Annotated in this window: 23 protein-coding genes, 8 tRNA genes, 1 pseudogene and 1 riboswitch; of the genes and pseudogenes, 22 read left to right on the forward strand and 10 right to left on the reverse strand. The window is 32.7% G+C overall.

Annotated features, from left to right (window positions below; translation table 11 throughout):
• Positions 1-21: 21 nt before the first annotated feature.
• The 4 genes from prsA to M1D64_RS05020 form a co-directional block, all read right to left on the reverse strand.
• Positions 22-1,014, reverse strand: a complete 993-nt coding sequence (gene prsA / locus M1D64_RS05005) for a peptidylprolyl isomerase PrsA (protein WP_011302817.1) — start codon at positions 1,012-1,014, stop codon at positions 22-24.
• Between the two features lie 220 nt (positions 1,015-1,234).
• Complete coding sequence (locus M1D64_RS05010) at positions 1,235-1,798, reverse strand: DUF3267 domain-containing protein (protein WP_002482894.1); 564 nt, start codon at positions 1,796-1,798, stop codon at positions 1,235-1,237.
• 204 nt (positions 1,799-2,002) lie between these two features.
• Entirely contained in the window at positions 2,003-2,377 is a 375-nt protein-coding gene (locus tag M1D64_RS05015; RefSeq protein WP_002482895.1) for a YtxH domain-containing protein, read from the reverse strand.
• Between the two features lie 78 nt (positions 2,378-2,455).
• Positions 2,456-2,881, reverse strand: a complete 426-nt coding sequence (locus M1D64_RS05020; RefSeq protein WP_002482896.1) for an HIT family protein — start codon at positions 2,879-2,881, stop codon at positions 2,456-2,458.
• A gap of 128 nt (positions 2,882-3,009) precedes the next feature.
• Between M1D64_RS05020 and ecsA the strand changes: the two genes are divergently transcribed.
• A complete protein-coding gene (ecsA, locus tag M1D64_RS05025; RefSeq protein WP_002482897.1) occupies positions 3,010-3,747 on the forward strand; it encodes an ABC transporter ATP-binding protein EcsA in 738 nt (245 codons plus the stop codon).
• Positions 3,744-4,967, forward strand: coding sequence for an ABC transporter permease EcsB (ecsB, locus tag M1D64_RS05030; RefSeq protein ID WP_041080112.1), 1,224 nt, complete (start codon positions 3,744-3,746; stop codon positions 4,965-4,967). Before ecsA ends, ecsB begins: the two co-directional genes overlap by 4 nt.
• Positions 4,968-5,029: 62 nt before the next feature.
• Here ecsB and M1D64_RS05035 read toward each other — a convergent pair whose 3' ends face one another.
• A complete protein-coding gene (locus M1D64_RS05035; protein WP_002482899.1) occupies positions 5,030-5,533 on the reverse strand; it encodes an antibiotic biosynthesis monooxygenase in 504 nt (167 codons plus the stop codon).
• Between the two features lie 261 nt (positions 5,534-5,794).
• Between M1D64_RS05035 and hemE the strand changes: the two genes are divergently transcribed.
• The 15 genes and pseudogenes from hemE to menC all read left to right on the forward strand — a co-directional run bounded on the left by hemE (position 5,795) and on the right by menC (position 14,349).
• Entirely contained in the window at positions 5,795-6,829 is a 1,035-nt protein-coding gene (hemE, locus tag M1D64_RS05040) for a uroporphyrinogen decarboxylase (protein WP_037538155.1), read from the forward strand.
• Between the two features lie 85 nt (positions 6,830-6,914).
• Positions 6,915-7,838 carry a ferrochelatase gene (gene hemH / locus M1D64_RS05045; protein ID WP_069825921.1) on the forward strand — a complete coding sequence of 308 codons (924 nt, stop codon included), beginning with the start codon at positions 6,915-6,917 and terminating at the stop codon, positions 7,836-7,838.
• 17 nt (positions 7,839-7,855) lie between these two features.
• Entirely contained in the window at positions 7,856-9,250 is a 1,395-nt protein-coding gene (gene hemY / locus M1D64_RS05050) for a protoporphyrinogen oxidase (RefSeq protein WP_041080110.1), read from the forward strand.
• 172 nt (positions 9,251-9,422) lie between these two features.
• On the forward strand, positions 9,423-9,980 hold the full coding sequence (locus M1D64_RS05055) for an RBBP9/YdeN family alpha/beta hydrolase (protein ID WP_002482903.1): 558 nt from the start codon (positions 9,423-9,425) through the stop codon (positions 9,978-9,980).
• 361 nt (positions 9,981-10,341) lie between these two features.
• A tRNA-Met gene (locus M1D64_RS05060) sits at positions 10,342-10,415 on the forward strand.
• Positions 10,416-10,426: 11 nt separating this feature from the next.
• Positions 10,427-10,502 (forward strand) — tRNA-Asp (locus M1D64_RS05065).
• 10 nt (positions 10,503-10,512) lie between these two features.
• Positions 10,513-10,585: transfer RNA gene (locus tag M1D64_RS05070), tRNA-Phe, on the forward strand.
• 22 nt (positions 10,586-10,607) lie between these two features.
• A tRNA-His gene (locus tag M1D64_RS05075) sits at positions 10,608-10,683 on the forward strand.
• Positions 10,684-10,696: 13 nt separating this feature from the next.
• Positions 10,697-10,770, forward strand: a tRNA-Gly gene (locus M1D64_RS05080).
• Positions 10,771-10,780: 10 nt separating this feature from the next.
• Positions 10,781-10,855: transfer RNA gene (locus M1D64_RS05085), tRNA-Asn, on the forward strand.
• Between the two features lies 1 nt (position 10,856).
• Positions 10,857-10,928: transfer RNA gene (locus tag M1D64_RS05090), tRNA-Glu, on the forward strand.
• A gap of 39 nt (positions 10,929-10,967) precedes the next feature.
• Positions 10,968-11,056, forward strand: a tRNA-Ser gene (locus M1D64_RS05095).
• A gap of 256 nt (positions 11,057-11,312) precedes the next feature.
• A pseudogene (locus M1D64_RS05100) lies at positions 11,313-11,752 on the forward strand (carboxymuconolactone decarboxylase family protein).
• A gap of 190 nt (positions 11,753-11,942) precedes the next feature.
• On the forward strand, positions 11,943-13,325 hold the full coding sequence (gene menE / locus M1D64_RS05105) for an o-succinylbenzoate--CoA ligase (protein WP_037538157.1): 1,383 nt from the start codon (positions 11,943-11,945) through the stop codon (positions 13,323-13,325).
• Positions 13,326-13,344: 19 nt separating this feature from the next.
• Complete coding sequence (menC, locus tag M1D64_RS05110) at positions 13,345-14,349, forward strand: o-succinylbenzoate synthase (protein ID WP_041080052.1); 1,005 nt, start codon at positions 13,345-13,347, stop codon at positions 14,347-14,349.
• Here the strand turns inward: menC and yidD are convergent.
• A complete protein-coding gene (yidD, locus tag M1D64_RS05115; protein WP_011302826.1) occupies positions 14,339-14,590 on the reverse strand; it encodes a membrane protein insertion efficiency factor YidD in 252 nt (83 codons plus the stop codon). The two genes, menC and yidD, sit on opposite strands and share 11 nt — an antisense overlap.
• A 59-nt stretch (positions 14,591-14,649) precedes the next feature.
• Between yidD and ytkD the strand changes: the two genes are divergently transcribed.
• On the forward strand, positions 14,650-15,126 hold the full coding sequence (gene ytkD / locus M1D64_RS05120; RefSeq protein WP_041080050.1) for an RNA deprotection pyrophosphohydrolase: 477 nt from the start codon (positions 14,650-14,652) through the stop codon (positions 15,124-15,126).
• Entirely contained in the window at positions 15,110-15,901 is a 792-nt protein-coding gene (locus M1D64_RS05125; RefSeq protein ID WP_174543878.1) for an alpha/beta hydrolase family protein, read from the forward strand. The genes ytkD and M1D64_RS05125 overlap by 17 nt, the downstream gene beginning before the upstream one ends.
• 95 nt (positions 15,902-15,996) lie before the next feature.
• Here the strand turns inward: M1D64_RS05125 and pckA are convergent, their stop codons facing one another.
• The gene (gene pckA / locus M1D64_RS05130) at positions 15,997-17,586 is read right to left on the reverse strand and encodes a phosphoenolpyruvate carboxykinase (ATP) (protein WP_129530959.1); all 1,590 of its coding nucleotides are present in this window, start codon (positions 17,584-17,586) and stop codon (positions 15,997-15,999) included.
• A gap of 166 nt (positions 17,587-17,752) precedes the next feature.
• A riboswitch (SAM riboswitch) is annotated at positions 17,753-17,864 on the forward strand.
• A gap of 110 nt (positions 17,865-17,974) precedes the next feature.
• Here pckA and metK point away from each other — a divergent pair.
• The 3 genes from metK to M1D64_RS05145 all read left to right on the forward strand — a co-directional run bounded on the left by metK (position 17,975) and on the right by M1D64_RS05145 (position 21,223).
• Positions 17,975-19,171: a methionine adenosyltransferase gene (gene metK / locus M1D64_RS05135; protein WP_002482910.1), complete on the forward strand. Its 1,197-nt coding sequence runs from the start codon at positions 17,975-17,977 to the stop codon at positions 19,169-19,171.
• A 98-nt stretch (positions 19,172-19,269) separates the two neighbouring features.
• Entirely contained in the window at positions 19,270-20,178 is a 909-nt protein-coding gene (locus tag M1D64_RS05140; protein ID WP_002482911.1) for a nuclease-related domain-containing protein, read from the forward strand.
• A gap of 208 nt (positions 20,179-20,386) precedes the next feature.
• A complete protein-coding gene (locus M1D64_RS05145; protein ID WP_002482912.1) occupies positions 20,387-21,223 on the forward strand; it encodes an aldo/keto reductase in 837 nt (278 codons plus the stop codon).
• A gap of 269 nt (positions 21,224-21,492) precedes the next feature.
• Here the strand turns inward: M1D64_RS05145 and M1D64_RS05150 are convergent, their stop codons facing one another.
• The 3 genes from M1D64_RS05150 to M1D64_RS05160 all read right to left on the reverse strand — a co-directional run bounded on the left by M1D64_RS05150 (position 21,493) and on the right by M1D64_RS05160 (position 22,727).
• The gene (locus M1D64_RS05150; protein WP_037538161.1) at positions 21,493-21,849 is read right to left on the reverse strand and encodes a fluoride efflux transporter FluC; all 357 of its coding nucleotides are present in this window, start codon (positions 21,847-21,849) and stop codon (positions 21,493-21,495) included.
• Positions 21,846-22,211, reverse strand: a complete 366-nt coding sequence (gene crcB / locus M1D64_RS05155; RefSeq protein WP_011302834.1) for a fluoride efflux transporter CrcB — start codon at positions 22,209-22,211, stop codon at positions 21,846-21,848. The genes M1D64_RS05150 and crcB overlap by 4 nt, the downstream gene beginning before the upstream one ends.
• 210 nt (positions 22,212-22,421) lie before the next feature.
• Positions 22,422-22,727: a hypothetical protein gene (locus tag M1D64_RS05160; RefSeq protein ID WP_011302835.1), complete on the reverse strand. Its 306-nt coding sequence runs from the start codon at positions 22,725-22,727 to the stop codon at positions 22,422-22,424.
• Between the last annotated feature and the right edge of the window lie 14 nt (positions 22,728-22,741).

Raw genomic sequence — 22,741 nt, forward strand, 5'->3', positions numbered from 1 at the left:
CCACTTGATTCATTTATGAAATTATTGTCCAGTTGACATGCCAGCACCACTTTGTTGCATAGATTGTTGTTGCTGTTGTTGTTGCTGCTGTTGTTTGATTTTTTCTGGATCTAATATTGAGTCTTCAATCGCTTTTTTAATATCTCTATCTTTATAATCAACTTTATATTCATCTAATAATTCTTTATAAGCGTCAGTTAAAAGCTTAGGATCTTTTTGAATTTTAGTTTGAATTAATTGTGCTTTTAATTTGCCTTTTTCTTTATCAAAGTCATTTTCTTTATCTGCTTTGATAATATGGTAACCGTAATCTGTTTTAACTACGTCAGATACTTTACCTTCTTTAAGTTTGAATAATGCTTTTTCAAATTTGTCTTCCATTTGACCTTTGACGACATAACCTAAGCTACCATCTTTTTTAGCAGAGGCTTTATCCATTGATTCTTTTTTAGCAATTTCTCCAAATTTATCTGGGTGTTTTTCAACTTCTTTTTGGATTTTTTCAGCTTTTGCTTTAGCTTCTTTATCAGATAAGCCTTCTTTATCATCTTTATTTTCTTTAACTTTAATTAGAATGTGAGAGCCTTTTTTGGTATTTTCTTTAATTTCTTTGTCAGACATACTCACTTTATCATTAAGTAGTTCTTTTTGATAAGCTTGTAATTTTTTCTGTTCTTTATAATCGCCTATAGACATTTTTTGTTGTTTTAACATACTTTCAAATTGATCTTTGCCACCATATTGTTTTTGTTCTTTTTCAACTTCTTTATCAATATCTTTTGTATTTACATCGTCTTTATATTTATCAGCAAGCAATTTGTTTAACATGATTGAGAATGATGTATTAGCAATTTGCTCATCACCCATCTTGTTCATAACATCTTCGACTTTAACGTCGCCAGCTTTTGAAGAAATAATTGTATCTTCTTTTGAATCTGTTGCACTGTTACCACATGCGCCTAATAACAATGCACTAGCTGTAACAGGAAGTAAAACTTTTTTAAATGTTTTCATAGTTGGAAACTCCTTTTGTAAGAATAACAACGTAAATATAACATATTATTGATTATTCACCAATTAGAAACATAATTTCTACGACTATAGTATTAGTGTTTTGTGACTTTTGATATAACTTAATCAAAAAAGAGGTGACATCGTAACCTATTGTTAGATTACTTATGTTCACCTCTGTAATGTTTATCTATGCATACAAGTAAATCATTATGAAACAAGACTATACTTTTTTCTCATAATGCGTATTAACTTTATTTAATATATTAATACCTGTTTGATGTTCTTCTATATAATCACCTTCATTTGAAAATAAAATGATTTTTAAATATAGAAAATCCATAACTGAATAACCCATATTTAAAGCAATTAAAAACATCAGATAATGACCGTATTGTGGAAACAGTGTACTGAAATAAGCACAAATTACAGTGATGATTATAACTGGTGTTATTAAATCAAAACAAAAATAATACTTATTTACTGGTGTGTTCACATACGTATTATAAAATGGTATTTTTTTATGCCGTAACAATTTATATTTTTTAAACGATTTATAATATGGAATAAAAAATATGAGGTGAATGGCTTTGTGGATAGGGTACAAAATAACCACGAGTAGTAAAAAGATTAAAAAATATTGATCAGTTAGTTTTGTGTTAGAAAAAAAATAGAGTATTTCATAAGCAAGGAGAAATGTAATAATGGTTGTAACTAAACTTAGAAATGCAATCCTTGGTAATCCAAATCGAGCATTGATATCGATTTGTCTTGTACAGAGATACATTGTTTATTCACTCCTCTTAAACTAAAGTCATATGATATATGCTTATGTATTATCTATCTTAATATGTGAAACGTCAAGATATATTCCATCATTTGAGTAGGTAAGTTTATAGCATGCATAAAAGTATTTTCAATTAAAAAACTGTTATCTAGCATTAGTTTAAATGTTAGATAACAGTTCAATAATTGATACTTTAATTAGTGGTTATTTTTCATCTTTATCAAATGCTTTTGAAATTTCTTCACCACGGTTTTGAAGGTTTTCAATATGTGATTGCAAATTCTCAATATTTGGATTGATATCAGATTTGAAATCACCAATCATCGTTTTTACTTCGTCACCGATAGAACTACCGAATTCAGTACTTTCAGTTTTGATTTGTGAAATATAGTTGGCTATGTCATTCACACTTTGCTTAATTGTGTTTATTTCTCTATCTACTTCTGATTCAGCACCAGTTGGTTTTTTAGCACGTGCAGTATTTAGGCTAGAATCTTTTTTATCACGATTCATTAAAGCTACACCGAGGCCAGTTGCAACGCCAGCGCCTAGGCCTAATAATATTTGAGCTGTTTTCATAAAAATTCTCCTCATTTCTAGTAGTATCTCATCCGTTAATATTTTTTATATACCCCATATGTAATAAGGTAAGCATGATTAATCGAATTGAGCGGCTATTTCTTGTGCAATTTCAGCCTTTTGTTCATCGTCGATACTTTCTTCGTGTGTTTCCCATTTATAGCCAAAACCATCGACATCATTTTCATATCTTGGTAGTAAATGGAAATGAAGATGAAAGACAGATTGATCGGCAAATTCACCATTATTCTGTATAATATTGAGTCCATCTGGGTTAAAAGCTGTTTTAATAGCGTTAGCAACTTTTGGCAGTGCGACACCAATATGTTTCATTGTTTCACTGTCAGTTTCAAAAATATTAGCAGATGCTTTTTTAGGGATTAAAAGTGTATGACCCTTGGTAACTTGTGATATATCTAAAAATGCATAGACATATTCATCTTCATATACTTTATGACTTGGTATTTCACCATCTATAATTTTACTAAAGATTGTTTCTGACATAAAATCTTCACTCCTTGTAAGATTGTTATTGCCTATTATAGCATTACTGTATTATTTACGTCAGTTTTTGCAGTAAATTTATGACTAATTAAAGATTTTTGATACAATATATTTTGTGGAGGTGCTATATGACAGTAAAAGTAGAACATTTAACAGGTGGTTATGGAAAACGACCTGTAATTAAAAATATAAATTTTGAATTAACACAAGGTGAAATTGTGGGACTTATAGGATTAAATGGGGCAGGTAAGAGTACAACGATTAAGCATATGCTTGGATTGTTAACACCTATGGAAGGTAACTTGTCTATTTCTGATATAAATATAAAGCAAGATGTTGAAACATATAGAAGAAAGTTATCGTATATACCAGAATCACCAGTTATTTATGAAGAACTAACTTTACAAGAACATATTTATATGACAGCAATGGCATATAATATTAGCAGAGAAGTTGCTATGGAACGTGCGCGTCCATTATTAAAAACGTTTCGTTTAGAAGATGAATTAAATATTTTTCCAAGTCACTTTTCTAAAGGTATGAAACAAAAAGTGATGATTATATGCGCATTTATAGTTAATCCTGAACTATATATTATCGATGAACCATTTCTTGGTTTAGATCCGTTAGGTATTCAATCTATGTTAGATTTGATGGTGGAAAAAAAGCAAGAAGGTCGTACAGTGCTGATGAGTACACATATACTAGCAACTGCAGAGCGTTATTGTGATAGATTTTTAATCATGGATGAAGGAGAAATAGTTGCTTTTGGAAACTTGGAAGAGTTGCGTGCTCAAACAGGGCTAAAAGGTAAGACATTAGATGAAATCTATATCCATGTCACGCAAGGTGGCCAAAATTCATGAAACGAGATGCAGAACAATTATTTAAAACTAGAAAACGTGAAATAAGTAAAGAAAAACAATATTATAATAAATTTATTTTTAATGGTCATTTTTCTTTGTTTTTAGTTATTATGTTAGGTGCATTTATATTAGGCTACGGTGATTGGCTTAAATCAATACCGAAACATATTAATTATTCACTTATTGTTAGTATATTCGTTTCAATAACGTCAATGTTTCCATTACGTACGTTGCTTAAAGATGCAGATAAATTATTTTTATTGCCATTCGAAAGCAATATGAATCACTATATTAAGCAAAGTTTGATTTATAGCTATGTTTCACGTATTGGCTTACAAGTTGTTATTATGATTGTATTATTTCCATTGTTTTATGTGATTAATGACCAGACATTTGGCTTTTATATATTATTTGCATTATTAATGTTAATCATGCCATTTGTAGGCTTATTATTAAAATGGCAATGGTACACGTATAAATTGGAAAGTTGGTCATTGCATACATTACTTTTTATTGTACTTGCATCAGGCTATTATGTGACATTAGATGCCAAATCATTTGCAAGTATCACTTCGATATTAATTATTATAGGCTTAACACTACTACTTCAATATCAAAATAAGCATCAATTGTTTCCTTGGGAAAGAATGATTAAGTCAGAGCAACAACATCATATGAATTACTATAAATTTGTAAATATGTTTACAGATGTCAAACACCTTAAAGAAACAGCGGTTCGACGAAGTTATTTGGATCCTATTTTACGAACTCCTAAGTTTAAGAAATTCAATGAGAATTATATGTATTTATATTTATTCGTTAGGAGCTTCGCAAGAGGGAAAGATGTTTTTAATATAATATTAAGGTTAGTTATTATTGCGCTCATTCTTATGTTTTGGTTGCATCAACCCGTAATCACTTTGATCATAGGAAGTTTGTTTATGTATATTATCTTGCTTCAAATGGCACAATTTTATACACAACAGGCATATGGTTTATGGCCACAAGTTTGGCCAACACCAGAATCAAAAGTGATTAAAGGTTATGAACAATTTTTATATAGATTAATGTTTATGATAGGCATTTTATTTATTATCGTATATGCGATATCTTTCCCATTATACAGTTATTTTGGCTTATTATTCTTAATAGTGGGTTGGTTAACAATTAGAAATGTAATTAAAAAATTAAAATATCAAGAAACGTTATTGCGAGATTAAAAAAACACTGTTTATGTCATTTGCTTTGACATAAACAGTGTTTTTAAGTTCATTACATTAAATCAATTATCATCGATAGGGAATAAATATCTTTCGAAATAACTAGAATGTTGGCCACTAGAACCAAAGAATTGACTTAATGCTAATTTATCAAAATTATCTTTGAAAATAGATGATGCTTTAAAGTCTTCATAAGCCGTTCTACTTTCAAAGCCAAAGTAAATCTTATAAGTTAAACCTTGATCAGGTTTTAGGAAACGATAGCTTCGATAACCCGCAAATTGTTTAAAGTCAGCAGTAATATTTTCTAATCTTTTTTCTAGTTGATAAGCATGATCTTCTGATGTAGGTACAAATATGACCGAATAAAAATAATTTTCATTTAAATCTCCCTCAGCTTTAAGTACATCATAGACTAAAGGTTGTTTTAATACAGAAGTTTGGTCAGTTTCTTCAAGAATGACTGAAGAATCAGACGCTGAAAATTGTAATAAGTTATGGTCAGGATTATTTAGCCTAATCTGGTTTAAGTAACCAAACGTTCCATAAGATGCATAAATTTTCATAAGATTGTCCCCCTTGCTTGGTATATGAAAGTATAAATAACTATTTCACTTTACTATAAAAATATCTACTTTTTCAAATAAATATAAAATAGGCTTTGATAACATTATAATTGATTTTTATTATAAAACAATAGTCAAATAATTAAGCTGTTAAAATGAGACTGTTTGTCTTTTTTATGACATTTTAGAACAATAAAATACGCGTAATTAAGCAATATGGTATTATAGACAAGAATGATTATAATCTAGGAGGATTAAAAGGTGCATAATAAAAACAATACGATCCTAAATATGATAAAAGGCGAGTCGGTTTCGCACACACCAGTTTGGTTTATGCGTCAAGCTGGCAGGTCTCAGCCAGAATATAGAAGATTAAAAGAAAAGTATTCATTATTTGAAATTACACACCAACCAGAACTGTGTGCGTATGTAACACATCTGCCTGTAGATAACTATAATACAGATGCAGCGGTACTTTATAAAGATATCATGACACCTCTACAGCCAATAGGTGTGGATGTAGAAATTAAATCTGGCATAGGTCCAGTGATTCATAATCCAATTAAAACGATACAGGATGTTGAAAAATTAGGACACATTGATCCAAAGAGAGATGTACCTTATGTGTTAGATACGATTAAATTATTAACTGAAGAAAAGTTGAATGTGCCATTGATTGGATTTACTGGTGCGCCATTTACACTTGCAAGTTATATGATTGAAGGTGGTCCTTCTAAGAACTATAACTTTACAAAAGCAATGATGTATAGTGATGAAGCGACATGGTTTGCATTAATGGATCACTTAGTTGAAATGTCTATAACTTATACTTCTGCACAAATAGAGGCAGGTGCACAAATTATCCAAGTATTCGATTCTTGGGTGGGTGCATTGAACGTTCAAGATTATCGCTATTATATTAAACCTGCGATGAATAAATTGATAAGCGGTATTAAGGAGAAGTATAATGTACCTGTTATTCTATTTGGAGTTGGTGCTAGCCATTTAGCAGATGAATGGAACACATTACCTATAGATGTATTGGGATTGGATTGGAGACTATCAATTAAAGAAGCTAGTTCAAGGAACATTGATAAGACATTGCAAGGGAATTTAGATCCATCTCTATTATTGGCACCATGGGATGTAATAGAAGAAAGGCTGAAAGCAATATTAGACCAAGGGATAGCGCATGGCAAACATATTTTCAATTTAGGTCATGGCGTATTTCCAGAGGTGAAGCCCGAAACATTAAAACGTGTGACTACATTTGTACATGACTACACACAGAGATAGTACGACATAAATTTTGACTATCACGAATTACAAATAATTATGTCATATGCATCTAAAAATTATAATACAAAAGGATGATCTTAAAATGACAAAAACAATAGGCCTATTGGTTATGGCTTATGGAACACCATATAAAGAAAGCGATATAGAAGCTTATTATACAGATATTAGACATGGGAAAAAACCTACTGAAGCGGAACTACAAGATTTAAAAGATAGATATCAATTTATTGGTGGTTTATCTCCGTTAGCAGGAACGACAAATAGACAAGCAGAGTCACTTCGTGATGCGCTCAATCAAGCCTATGACGACGTTGAATTTAAACTATATATCGGTTTAAAACACATTCACCCATTTATTGAAGACGCTGTACAATCAATGCATGAAGACGGTATAGATGAAGCTGTTACAGTTGTATTAGCACCACATTATTCTAGCTTTTCAGTTGGCTCTTACAATACACGTGCACAAAAAGAAGCAGATAAATACGGCATCACGTTTAAACATGTTGAACATTACTATCAACAACCTAAATTCATTCAATATTGGACAGAGAAAATCAATGAAACATTAGCAGATATTCCACAAGATGAACATGACAAAACAGTTCTTGTTGTTTCAGCTCATAGTTTGCCAAAAGGCTTAATTGAGAAAAATAACGATCCTTATCCTAATGAGTTACATGAAACTGCTCAGTTATTAGAACAACATTCAAATATTATACATTTAGCTGAAGGATGGCAATCTGAAGGGAATACGGGTACACCTTGGTTAGGACCTGATGTTCAAGATTTAACTCGAGCGTTATACAATGAACATAAATATGAACACTTTATCTATACCCCAGTGGGTTTTGTTTGTGAACATTTAGAAGTACTCTATGATAACGATTATGAATGTAAAGTGATTTGTGATGAATTAGGTGTACATTATCATCGTCCAAAAATGCCAGATACTGATCCGCTATTTATTGGCGCAATTGTTGAAGAGATAAAAAATGTTTATTAAAGGAAGCGTGACTTATTTTGACTAAAAGTATTGCTATTATCGGAGCTGGTATCACAGGTTTATCTAGTGCATATTTTATAAAAAAACAACGACCAGATATAGATGTGACGATATATGAAGCGACTAATCGAACTGGCGGTAAGATTCAAACCTATCGAAAAGATGGTTATACGATTGAATTAGGTCCAGAATCTTATCTAGGACGCAAACAGATTATGACAGACATTGCTAAAGATATTGGATTAGCAGATGAACTTATCACTAATCAAACAGGACAATCTTATATTTATGCTAAAAATAAACTGTTTCCTATTCCAGGGGGATCTATCTTAGGTGTGCCAACTAACCTTAAACCTTTTATTAAAACAAAATTGATTTCGCCTAAAGGTAAATTACGTGCTGGTTTAGATTTATTAAAAAAGCCTATTCAAATAGAACGCGATATTTCTGTTGGGTCATTCTTTCGTGAACGTCTAGGAGATGAAGTCTTAGAAAATTTAATTGAACCTTTAATGGGTGGTATTTATGGTACAAACATTGATGAATTAAGTTTAATGTCTACTTTTCCGGAGTTTAAAGAAAGAGAAGAACAGTTTGGTAGTTTAATTAAAGGTATGCGATACGAAAAAATGCAACGTCAAAAACAACGACAATTATATCCAGGAGCACCAAAAGGCCAATTTAAACAATTTAGGCATGGGCTGACTTCTTTTATTGAAAAATTAACTGATTATGTCGTAAACCAAGGTGTAAAAATCAGATTTAATACACCTATAGATGATATCGTCATCTCACAAACGAATTATGAGCTTGTTGTAGATGATGAAAAAAATATCTACGACAGTGTGCTTGTTACCACACCACATCAAACCTTTATGAAATGGTTTGGTAATGATCCAGCCCTTGATTATTTCAAAACAATGCCATCTACAACCGTTGCAACGGTTGTACTAGCATTTGATGAACAGCATATTGAAAATACCTATGACGGTACGGGTTTCGTGATTGCAAGAACGAGCCAAACCGATATCACAGCATGTACATGGACAAGTAAAAAATGGCCTTTTACTACACCAGAAGGTAAGGTGCTGATACGTGCTTATGTTGGTAAACCAGGTGATACGGTTGTGAAAGATCATTCAGATGAAGAACTTGTAGATATTGTTAAACGAGATTTAACACAAATGATGACTTTTAAAGGCGCACCAGATTTCAGTATTGTGAATCGTTTACCTAATAGTATGCCGCAATATCGTGTGGATCATATGGATAACATATCTGCGATTCAAGCGCATATTAAACATAATTATCCTAGGTTAAGAATAGCCGGTGCTTCATTTGAAGCGGTTGGCCTGCCAGACTGTATTTTACAAGGTAAAAATGCAGTATCAGAATTATTAAATGAATTATAGAGTATATGCGAGTAAAGATACGGAGCGAGGATTTGAAATCAAATACAATTTTGGTTTCTGCCTCGTTTTTTAATTGATATTATTTATGTAGCATTAAAAACGATGACATGCTATATAAATGATAAAATGATATATATATATATTAGAAAGTTATTTTTAATGGGGGATTTATATGACGGATATAATTATAGTACATTCAAAACAAGGTGATGCATCAAATCATTGGTATGAATGGTTAGCCAGTAACCTCACGCTAGAAGGTTATAATGTAACTTTATTTAACTTGCCGGTTGATGAAAATGATCATATTGATACTTGGATGAGTAACATGAAAAATCAAATTTGTGTTACTAAGTATGAAACGTTTTTTGTAACGCATGGTTTTGGAACACTCGCAGCTTTAAAGTTTATAGAGAAATCACAAATTAATACTATACAAGGATTATTTAGTATTTCTGGATTCATGGAGGATGTCATACCATTTGTCGAAACCAATCAAATTGAAGACTTTCATATAGATTACGAAAACGTTAAACAAAAAGTAGAGGCATTTTATGGTCTATGTGCCAAAAATGATTCCTATGTGTCTTACAAAGAAACAAAAAGATTAATGGATACGCTTGGAGGGACATGTAAAGTAACTGAATTTGGCGGTCATTTTATGGAAGATGATGGTTTCACGACATTTACACAGCTACAAAGTAAAATGCAAGGCATTATGAGTGAGTAATCGAAATTATTATTGTTATAGATTTATAGTCGAGAAATGGGAGGATAAATTAATTAGTAAAAAGCTTTGTTTGATGTATCAATCATAAAGGGCGATAGGTTTTTGTATAAATAAGAAACAAAATATAAAATATTATAGTTATATTCCATTTTTACACAAAATAATTTCTGGAATCCATTGACTATCATGTGAAAAATTTATATACTGAGTAAGTCCTAATTGATACGAGATGTGCAAACATCAATTATCGCATTTGAATTTTAATTTCAAATTAAGTTAATGTTAATTAATTTTAAAAAACGTTGACATTAAGTAAATGTTTATGATATATTAATTGGGTAGGCGTCATAAATATTATTAACGCGGGATGGAGCAGTTCGGTAGCTCGTCGGGCTCATAACCCGAAGGTCGGTGGTTCAAATCCGCCTCCCGCAACTTTTTAAATAGGTCCCGTAGTGTAGCGGTTAACACGCCTGCCTGTCACGCAGGAGATCGTGGGTTCGAATCCCATCGGGACCGCCATTTTTATTATGGTTCAGTAGCTCAGTTGGTAGAGCAATGGATTGAAGCTCCATGTGTCGGCAGTTCGACTCTGTCCTGAACCATTCTTTTAAAGTTTATACTTTGGCGGTTGTGGCGAAGTGGTTAACGCATCGGATTGTGGTTCCGACACTCGTGGGTTCGATTCCCATCATCCGCCCCATAATCGTTAAAGTGCGGGTGTAGTTTAATGGCAAAACCTCAGCCTTCCAAGCTGATGTTGTGGGTTCGATTCCCATCACCCGCTCCATTTTAATTATTCCACAGTAGCTCAGTGGTAGAGCTATCGGCTGTTAACCGATCGGTCGTAGGTTCGAGTCCTACCTGTGGAGCCATGGCCCCGTGGTCAAGCGGTTAAGACACCGCCCTTTCACGGCGGTAACACGGGTTCGAGTCCCGTCGGGGTCATACAAACAGAAGTGAATTATCGCTTCTGTTTTTTTATATGGAGAGTTGTCCGAGTTGGCCGAAGGAGCACGCCTGGAAAGTGTGTAGGCGCCACAAGCGTCTCGAGGGTTCGAATCCCTCACTCTCCGCTAATAATAGATGCCTCGTTATTCTACATTTATTAAAGTGTTGAATAACGAGGTTTTTTATTAGTTTAAATAATGAGTTGAACGAAAATAAAATTAGGGTCTGATTTACAAATCTTGTATATTTATAGCAGATATCCAAAATAAGTTTGTCAACGCTTTAATAGTGGTAAAATATCAACGATTGCAAGTATTATTTTTTATTTTTAATTAATTTAAAGATAAATCACTTCGTTTAAAAAGATATGTAGGTTCATTCATGGATAATCGAATAGACTATTATGAAATCGCAAAAGAAGAACTTGGGTTAATTATGGATTTAGAGAAACAATTGAAAAAACATCGATAGATAGAAAACTACGTGAATTGATTAAAATACGCGTCTCACAAATCAATGGTTGTGCATTTTGTATTGGCATGCATACTGCAGATGCTAGAAAAATGAAGGTTTCAGAAGAAGAAATATATTTATTAAATGCTTGGGATGATACGAATGTTTTTTCTGAAAAAGCAAAGTTAGCATTTAAATTAGCAGAAGCAATTACACATATCTCTAAAAATGGTGTGCCAGATAAACTGTATGATGAGGTACGTACATTATTCTCTGAAGAAGAATATACAGATTTAGTATTAATTATTAATCAAATTAATATGTGGAATAGACTATCCATTTCTATGGGTAATCAACACCTTATATAGTAAGTCTTAGAATTAAAGGCATCCAGGCAATTTATGGATGCTTTTTTATTTTGTGGTCATCGGGGTAATGTTAACGTGTTTACCTTTAATTATAACATTTGAGTTTAATAGATTATTTGTTGTTGATGTGCAGACACTGTTAAATAAGACTAAACACGTTATAATGAGTATGAGATGGAGGAATGATGAAGTGGATTTTTGGTTAAAACAACAGGCGCAACAAAAGGGTGAACATATATTTATTGATGATGGTGAAACGCAAGTCACGTTTGCGACAATGTACGACAGAGCTTCAAAACTTGCTTGTACTTTACATCAGTTAAATAAAAAGAGAATAGGCTTTTATATTGATAATACTATTGAATCTGTTTTGCTTATTAATGCTGCTTGGCTGGCAGGGATTGAAGCAGCTATGATAAATACTCGGTTAACTCGAAATGAGATGATAGCACAGATGGATTCAATAAATGTTGATACAGTAATTTCCATGCATGATCTTGAATTAGAACATATTCAAGTTGTGCCTTTTAATGAGCTTATTTCAGTTAATAATGATAAGTATTTTGAAGAGATATTTTCATTAACGCGTATAGCATCTATTATGTTTACATCCGGTACTACAGGGCCACAAAAAGCAGTGCCGCAAACATTCAATAATCATTTGGCGAGTGCTCTTGGATGTCGAGAAAGCTTGGGCTTTAATGAGAAAACAAAATGGTTATCTGTGTTACCGATATATCATATTTCAGGATTAAGTGTCGTATTACGTTCATTAATTGAAGGCTTCACATTACGGTTAGAATCAAAATTTAATACGGAGCAAATGTTAAATATCATAAAAAATGAAGCGCCAACGCATGTATCGCTAGTGCCACAAACATTAAAATGGTTAATGGATGCTGGATTACACCGTCCATTCTATATTGAGAAAATACTGTTAGGTGGTGCTAAGCTTTCTCGTAACTTAATTCAACAAGCTTTAAGCTATGATTTACCAATATATAATTCGTTTGGCATGACAGAGACATGCTCGCAATTTTTAACGGCGACACCTGAAATGCTTGAACATCGATTTGATACTGTTGGCAAACCGAGTAATGATGTTGAAGTTAAAATTAAATCACCTAATATAGATGGACATGGAGAACTATTGATTAAAGGTAAAAATGTAATGGATGGTTATCTTTTTCCTAAAGTAAAAATGGATACATTCGAAGACGGTTATTTTAAAACTGGTGATATAGCGGAAATAGATGAGGAAGGCTACGTCATGATATACGATCGTAGAAAAGATTTAATTATTAGCGGTGGTGAAAACATATACCCATTTGAAATAGAATCTGTAGCCAAACAATTCCCTAATATCGAAGATGCTATGTGTATCGGTGTTGAGGACGATACTTGGGGTTCAGTACCTTATCTGTATTATGTTGCAAATAAAGATATCGCAGAAGAACAATTAACTGTGTTTTTTAAAGAAAAACTTGCAAAATATAAAGTACCTAAACAATTTCAACGAGTATCTCGTTTACCTTACACGTCAACTGGTAAACTTCAAAGAACGCGTTTATAATCTTAACTAAGGAGTACATATGAAAATAGTTAACATGCATTTGTATGATTATAATGCAAAATTTAAAACACCTGTCATTACCCCTAAAGTAAAAATGAATACGCGCAAAGCGCTTTTCGTTGAATTAATAACAGATAAAGGTAAATCATATTTTGGTGAAAGCAATGCGTTTGAAACGAATTGGTATGCAAATGAAACAATAGAGGATGTAAAACATTTTTCAAAACTATGGTTTCAACAGGTTCAGGGTAAAACGTTTCATTCTTTTTTAGAAATTCAAGATGCATTAACGCAATTATCTAATTATCCTGCAACACGTAGCATGTTGGTGATGGCTTGTTATCAAATGTTTCATGTTTTAGAATCATTGAATGTGCCTTATGGCGCGACAGTTAATGGCATGACTTCAAGAAATTTTCAACAACTTGTTCAAACGCAACCGCAACGCGTAAAGCTTAAATGGAATGCTGATATCTTAGATGATGTGGAAAAGGTGTCACAATTAGCTTTTCGACCTGATATAGCCATCGATGCGAATGAATCATTAAGCAAAGTAGATTATGATAAATTAAAAACACTAAGTGAAGCGCAAATATTATATATTGAGGAACCTTTTAAGTCACTACAACATTTAACACATTTTGAAAAAAATGAACTACCACCCGTTGCGATTGACGAGAAAGCGACATCTAAATCACTTATTTCACAAGCTATTAATGATTTTGGCATTGATGTCGTTGTGTTAAAACCATTTAGATTGGGTGGCATAGATAAAGTGATGGATTTGATAAAAATGCTCAATACTCTAGATGTGAAAATCGTGATAGGTGGTATGTATGAATATGGCCTAAGTAGGTATTTTACAGCGATGTTAGCACAATATGCTGATTATCCTAGTGATATTACACCAGAAGGTTATTACTACGAGGTAGATATGATTAATCAGGCAGGTATATTAAAAGGAGGCTCAATTTATTTTGAGCCTCCAGTGGTAAATCATAAGATATTGAATTTTATTTGTTAATGTTTTTATCTTTTTTATGCTTTGTTTTCTTTAGCGGTACGGGATCAAAGCCACCTTTATGAAGCGGGTGACATTTTGAAATTCTTTTAATACCTAACCATGTGCCTTTGAAGGGACCATACACTACTATGGCTTCTCTAGTATATTCAGAACAGGTTGGATAAAAACGACAAGTTGCAGGGGTTAATGGTGATATAAAGCGTTGATATATATGGATAAGTCCTAGAAATATAGTTTTCATAATTTTGCCTCCAACAAAAATCTTAGCATAGCTAGTTTAACATAATAAGGGGAAGAGTGATGTATGTGAAGTTTAAAGACAAAGAAAATGACGATGTGTACCTAACATTTAAAAAGAAAGCAGATTATGCCAACGGTAATCATGTACTTATAATCCCTAAATATAAGGGTAGCTTGTTATTCACAAAACATAAAATACGTGGTATTGAATTTCCGGGTGGTAAAAGAGAAAAAGGTGAGGCGAGTGAAACTGCTGCAGCACGAGAAGTCTTTGAAGAAACTGGCGCAACGATTAAATACTGTGAATACATAGCGCAATATAAGGTTGATCGTCAAATTGGAATGTCCTTTACTAAAGATGTCTTTATGGTGGAGATAGAAGCTATCACTGAGCAACCAGATTATTTTGAAACGGATGGACCACTATTGTATAAATCATTATCTGAGATTCCAGAAGATAAAAAAAGTTACTTATTGAAAGATCCAGCAATATTACAATGTTTAGAGAGAGTGATTGAACTTGGATTTTATTCATAAAAAGAGAATGCCGGTTGAATCAAATAGCCATATATTTGATGAAGTAATCTATAGAGTAGATCATTTAAATGTTAAGGGGCTGCTGATGACACCTCATGCAAAAGTGCAGAGAATTGTTTTATATTTACGAGGTGGTAAAGGGCAAGTAGGTAAGGTGAGAACGGGAAGATTGATGCAATTTGCGGATGAACATACATTGGTCTTTGGACCTTATTATAGAGGTAATAATGGTAGCGAAGGCAAAGATGAGTTTTATGGTTCGGATCTGCATGACGTTACAGTTGCGATACGTTTGTTAAATCAAAAGTACCCTGGTATTCCCATTCACATGATTGGTTTTTCTAGAGGTGGACTTCAAGGTTTATTAACATTTCAAGATTTACCGGTGACGAGTTATATTATTTGGGGCGGTGTCTCAGACATAAATCTGATGTATGAAGAACGCGTTGATTTAAGGGGAATGCTTAAACGTATGATTGGAGATCCTAAAAAGAATATAGAAGCTTATAAACAACGTGATGCTATCGCTCAAATTAAAAACACAAGCCCGCCCATATTTATAGTTCATGGGGGTAAGGATAAACAAGTAGGTATTCATAATGCTTACTATTTAGTGGAACAACTTGAAAAGATTGGTGCGACATTTCGTACTTATTACCAAATGTCGGAGGGACACGTACCAAGACCATTTGCGCTCAAAGATACGCTACTGGCAATTAAACAGTGGATGGATGATGTTGAACAGAACAAGCTTAAAAACCAATATGATAGATAAGATGTTATAGATATAAAGTATTTACAAATAAAAAGTAGCCATGTAGTTTTCTATTGTAATAGAAGACTACATGGCTACTTTTCTAATATTTTAAATTATTCAAATCCGCCATTGACGGCTAATTCGTCAACATCTTCTCCAAATTTTTCAAAATTAGATTTAAAACGATTAATTAAATCTTGAGCTTGTGTTCTGTATGCTTCTGGCTTACTCCAAGCATTGATAGGATTGAGCAATGTTTGAGGGACATCTTCTACTTCAACAGGAATATCTAATCCGAACATATCATCTTTCACATATTCTGCATCTCTCAATTTACCTGTAATGGCTTGATTAACCATTTGTCTTGTATAATTTAGGCTAATACGACGTCCAACGCCATACTTTCCGCCAGTCCAACCCGTGTTAACTAAGTAAACATCAACGCCATGTTTATCTATTAAGTTACCTAATAAATCAGCATAAACTTTAGCGTTTAATGGTAAGAATGGGGAACCAAAACAAGTAGAGAATGATGGTTCAGGCTCAGTAACGCCTCGTTCTGTTCCAGCTAATTTAGCAGTGAAACCACTTAAAAAATGATACATCGCTTGGTCTTTGGTTAATTTTGAAATAGGTGGTAATACACCAAATGCATCTGCAGTTAAGAAAATAATTGTATTAGGATGCGCTGCTTTAGATGGTGTCACAATATTATCAATGTGGTGAATAGGGTATGCAGCTCTAGTATTTTCCGTGTATTGCTTGTCGTCAAAATCAACATCGCCTTCTTCATCAACAACAACGTTTTCTAGAATTGTTCCGTATTTAATAGCATCATAAATTTGTGGTTCTTTTTTCTGTGATAGATTAATTGCTTTTGCGTAACAGCCACCTTCGATGTTGAAGATACCGTTATTATTCCATCCATGCTCATCATCACCGATGAGTTTACGTGTAGGGTCAGCAGAAAGTGTTGTCTTTCCAGTACCTGATAAACCAAAGAATAGAGCTACGTCGCCTTTTTCGCCAACATTTGCTGAACAATGCATACTCATAATGTCATCTTTAGGTAGTAAGTAGTTCATTACGGAGAAGATTCCTTTTTTCATTTCACCAGCATATTCAGTTCCACCTATTAGGATTACTTTATGTTTAAATGATGTGATAATGAAGGTTTCTGAATTTGTACCATCTATGGATGGGTCTGCTTTGAAGTGAGGTCCAGAAATAATAGTGAAGTTTGGTTTGATTTCTTGAGCTTCTTCATTTGTACTTGGACGGATGAACATGTTTTGAGCGAACAAATTATGCCAAGCCAATTCATTAACAACAGTGAGTTTTAACTGTGAATCTTCATCGCTACCTGCATAACCGTTAAAAACATAAAGCTCATCTTTCTTATCAAGATAGTTTAATACTTTATCATATAAATTTAGAAATTTTTCTTCTTCGATAGGTTGGTTTATGTTGCCCCAATCGATGTCATCTCTATAAGATGGCTCAGTGACAATAAACTTATCTTTTGGTGAACGACCAGTATATTTACCAGTTTTTGCATTGATGGCGCCTAATTCCGTTAGTTCGCCTTCATTATTTTCTAAAATTTTATTATACAACTGAGTTGTAGATAATTGAAATAATGAAGATTGCTTGTCTAAAATGCTTTCAATTTTGCTTGTATAAGTGTATGTATCTACCGCCATACTTGATCCCTCCACGCTATTTAGTTGATGTAAGCCTTTACAATTACAGAGTATAACATATATAGATTAATAGTCCACACCAATTTCAAAGGAATTTTAAATAAATATTAATAAATGTAAAATTGACATTATATGTTAGATTAGGTACTATATAGATTAACGGATTCTCTTATCCTGAGTGGCGGAGGGACATGGACCCAATGAAGCCCAGCAACCTCTTCTTAATTGAAGAAAGGTGCCAAACCGTTTGCAGACAAATAGCGTCTGAACGATAAGAGCGAATGGACGTATAAAGGGCCTTCTCTCTATTTACTATAGTGTAGAAGGCCTTTTTTAATGAGCTCAACAGAGAGAGAATTTTCGTAATTTAAAACTAAAGGAGCAAATTATGACATATAATAAAAGATTGTTTACTTCAGAATCTGTAACAGAAGGGCATCCGGACAAGATTGCTGACCAAGTATCGGATGCGATTTTAGATGAAATTTTAAAAGATGACCCAAATGCACGTGTGGCTTGTGAAACGACTGTAACCACAGGTATGGCTTTAATTTCAGGAGAAATTTCAACAACAACTTATGTTGATATACCAAAAGTAGTTAGAGAAACAATTAAAGAAATAGGTTACACACGTGCGAAATTCGGTTATGACAGCCAAACGATGGCTGTATTAACAGCAATTGACGAACAATCTTCTGACATCGCACAAGGTGTAGATACAGCTTTAGAATATCGCGACGAAGCTTCTGAAGCGGAAATTGAAGCTACGGGTGCAGGAGATCAAGGCTTGATGTTTGGTTATGCAACTAATGAAACAGATACGTATATGCCGTTACCCATTTTCTTATCACATCAGTTAGCTAAACGCTTATCTGACGTACGTAAAGATGAAATTTTAAAATACTTGCGTCCTGATGGAAAGGTTCAAGTGACAGTTGAATATGATGAACAAGATAAACCAGTTCGAATAGATACTATTGTTTTATCTACGCAACATGCTGAAGATATTGAATTGGATCAAATTAAAGATGATATTAAAACACACGTTATTTATCCAACAGTGCCAGAGTCATTATTAGATGAACAGACGAAATTTTATATTAACCCAACTGGTAGATTTGTAATCGGCGGTCCTCAAGGAGATGCAGGACTAACAGGTCGAAAAATCATCGTGGACACATATGGTGGATATGCACGTCATGGTGGTGGATGCTTCAGTGGTAAGGATCCAACTAAAGTTGACCGCTCAGCTGCATATGCTGCACGTTATGTAGCTAAAAATATTGTTGCAGCTCAATTGGCTGAAAAATGTGAAGTACAATTAGCGTATGCGATTGGTGTTGCTGAACCGGTTTCAATTTCAATAGATACATTTGGTACTGGTAAAGTCAGTGAATATGAATTAGTAGAAGCTGTAAGAAAACATTTTGATTTAAGACCTGCCGGAATTATTAAAATGCTTGATTTAAAACATCCAATTTATAAACAAACAGCTGCATATGGTCATTTTGGACGTACTGATGTGCTATTACCATGGGAAAAATTAGATAAAGTTAACTTATTAAAAGATAGTGTCAAAGCTTAAACTGAGACAAAATGTTTAAATTTTAAACTTTACTATCGAATACGATGTGCATATCTATTATAATTAAGTTACTGAACACATAAAGGAGCGTTTTTGTTATGAATTCATTTGGACCAATAGAGATTGGTTTAATCGTGGCAATTGTCGTAGCAGTCATTTGTTTGATTTTATTTATTGTTGCTTTAAAAAGTAAGAAAAAAGCGCAAGAAAAAGTTGAAGCGCAATATAAATCAAGAGAGCAACAACTGAGCGATGAGCATGAAGAAGAGCTAGAAAAAGAAAGAATTGAAAATAAAAAAACGGTAACAAAACAAAAAGAAGAATATACGGCTGCGGTTAATTCTAAAGATAGAGAAATTGATGCATTAAAATTATTCTCTAAAAATCAAAGTGAATATGTAACTGATATGAGATTAATAGGTATTCGCGAACGACTTGTAAATGAGAAAAGAATTCGTCCAGAAGATATGCATATTATGGCAAATATCTTTTTACCAAGGAATGAGTTTAGTGATGTGCAACGTATCAGTCACTTAGTCCTAACACGTACAGGTTTATATATCATTGATTCACAATTGCTTAAAGGTCATGTGTATAATGGCGTAAGTGCTGCACAATTTAAAGAACAGCCGATGATGGAACAAGTATTTAATACATTAGATCTTGATGGTCAAGTTCCACAAACACTTGTCTTAGATCAAAATGAAGATAAAGATGCTTTATCATTTGTTAATTACACGACGCATTTAAATGAAATTGAAAGACTTGCTGGTGATATCCAAACAGAATTAAATTTAAAATTTACACCAACAACTATCTTATACTTCAACCCTAAAAATGATGGCGATGTTACGATTACAAATTATGCACAAAGTTCAAATTCAAAAGTTTTAGTAGGACCAGAACAATTAGACGAATTCTTTAATAAATTTGTCTTTCATGGTCGCATTCAATACAATGTTGAAGACTTACAACGTGTAATGGATGAAATCGAATCATTTAATTAGAATATTATGAGATATAAAAAAGCTACAGACAAAGTTAGTTCACTTTTGTCTGTAGCTTTTTGTCATATATAATAATATTTCGACTTTTTAAATTGTTCTAATTAAAAGTATCCTGAATAGATATTTTTAAATTTATAAGCATTATTATTTATATTTTTGATAATATTCATTAATATAAACATTAACTTAACTAAAAGGGGACTTTAACTTGGAAAATATTAGTTTTTATAATGGCAATGAAATGCCTATAGTAGGTTTAGGAACGTTCCGTGTTGAAAATAACGATGAGTGTAAAGCGTCGGTTAAACATGCGATTGAGAGTGGTTATACACATATCGATACAGCCATGATTTATGAAAATGAAGATAAAGTTGGCGAAGGTATTGCGGAAGGTCTTGCTTCTACAGGACTGAAAAGAAGTGATTTGTTTATTACATCAAAATTGTGGTTAGATGATTATGGTCGCAAAAATGTTGAAACTGCATATGAAACGAGTCTAAAAAAACTTAACTTAGATTATCTTGATTTGTATTTAATGCATTGGCCAGGTACTGATGAAGCTTTAATGATTGACACTTGGCAAGGGATGGAAGATTTATATAAAGATAATAAAGTGAAAAATATTGGTGTGAGTAACTTTAATGTTGAACATTTAGAAGCATTATTGGCACAGGTTTCTATAAAACCAGTCATTAATCAAGTTGAATTTCACCCATACTTATTACAAGAATCACTAAGAAGATATTTAGAAGTACAAAATATTCATATGGAATCGTGGTCACCATTAATGAATGCACAAATCTTAGAGGATGCAACCGTTAAATCAGTAGCAGAAGAAGTTGGAAAATCACCAGCACAAGTCATTATAAGATGGAATATTGAACACGGTGTAGTAGTGATACCAAAATCAGTTACACCGTCTAGAATTGAAGAAAATTTGAATGTCTTTGATTTTAATTTAACACCAACTCAAATTGAAAAATTAGATAGCCTGAATGAAGATAAAAGGATTGGACCAGATCCAATAGGGTACAATGGTCACTAAGTCGATGAAATAAAAAATAAGGTGGAAACCGATTTTTTAATAAAGATGACTTAGCTCCACTAAACATGGATTGTAGTATAGAGGGCTACTTTGACTGAAGTTTAGGTATAAGTCCTGCTACTTTAATTGGAATACATGAATCGATGTTTAAGTATAAAGTGTGTTGCTTTATACTTACATCATAATCAAAAACAGTCTGAGACATCATTAAAGGTCTCAGACTGTTTTATTTATGGATGGAAGATTATCTAGTATGTTGCTAAGAAGATTTAAAAAAGATAGTAACCCAACAAGCAGGCTACGAATGAAACGCCATATTGTAAAATAGAATAAAGTATAAATAAATTGATTTGTTTCGGTGTTGTCAATAATTTAACGAGTTCGGAAGACAAAGTTGAAAATGTAGTTAATCCACCCAGTATGCCTACGATAATAAAAGGATTAATCCAATTTATATTTAAACACATACCCATAAGTAGTCCGATACAAAAACTGCCTACTACATTTACTAAAAGTGTAGGTATAGGAAGGGAAGTATTAAATTTCTGATTAAATACATTTGTGACGAATCCTCTAATTACCGCACCAATGCCGCCGCCTAGCATAACTAATATACATTGAATCATGAAATTTTAGCCCCCAATCTAACACCCAAGAAGCATAGTAAGATACCAAAGATGTAACTCGTTAATGCATATACAATGAGTAAAATAAAAGAGCCGCTTTCAAAAAATTGTACAAGTTCAAATTGAAACGTCGAGAAGGTAGTCAGTGATCCTATAAAACCTGTTGTGATACCTTTTTTGAGCATTGGGCTATTATTAAAGTATTGGATAGCTAGAGTGCCAAGAAACCCCATCAAAAATGCACCGCATAAATTTGCAATAAATGTGCCAATAGGCATTTCAAAAGATGTATTTATAAATGAAAGTAAATATCTTAGTAATGCACCGACAGCACCACCTAGAAAAATAAATAAATATTGCATATTAATGTATGTCCTTCCTTAAAATTAAAAACTGGAACATAATTAAAAAATGCCCCAGTTTCGTCAATCATATTGGTAGAAGTTGATAAAAATTAATGTTTACGTGTTAAAACATATAATATGGTTTTATATTTCACTATTACTAAAGTTGGTAGATGAAATTTTTGAGTAAAATTTAAAATACATTCTACATCTCATCCTTACTATAAACTAGAAAATAATACCAAACGTTGATAGGGAAGCAATGATATGAATGATTAATACCACCAAAATAATGTATGGCAAGATTTTGCTGGCTATTCTAATCCAATCTGAATCATTATGTAAATGTTTGATAGCTTTATCTGCAAATATAATTGAAATAATTAAAATAATAGCGTTAATGATACTACACACAAATATTAATTTAATCATTGAACTAAAATGTGTGCTTAGTAGAGGATTTCTAGTATTAAAATAAAGACTTATAATTACTAATAAACTAGATAAATAAAAATAAAGTTTTGAACGTGCCATATTTACCTCCTAGT

The organism is Staphylococcus sp. Z5-21, from assembly GCF_056529615.1.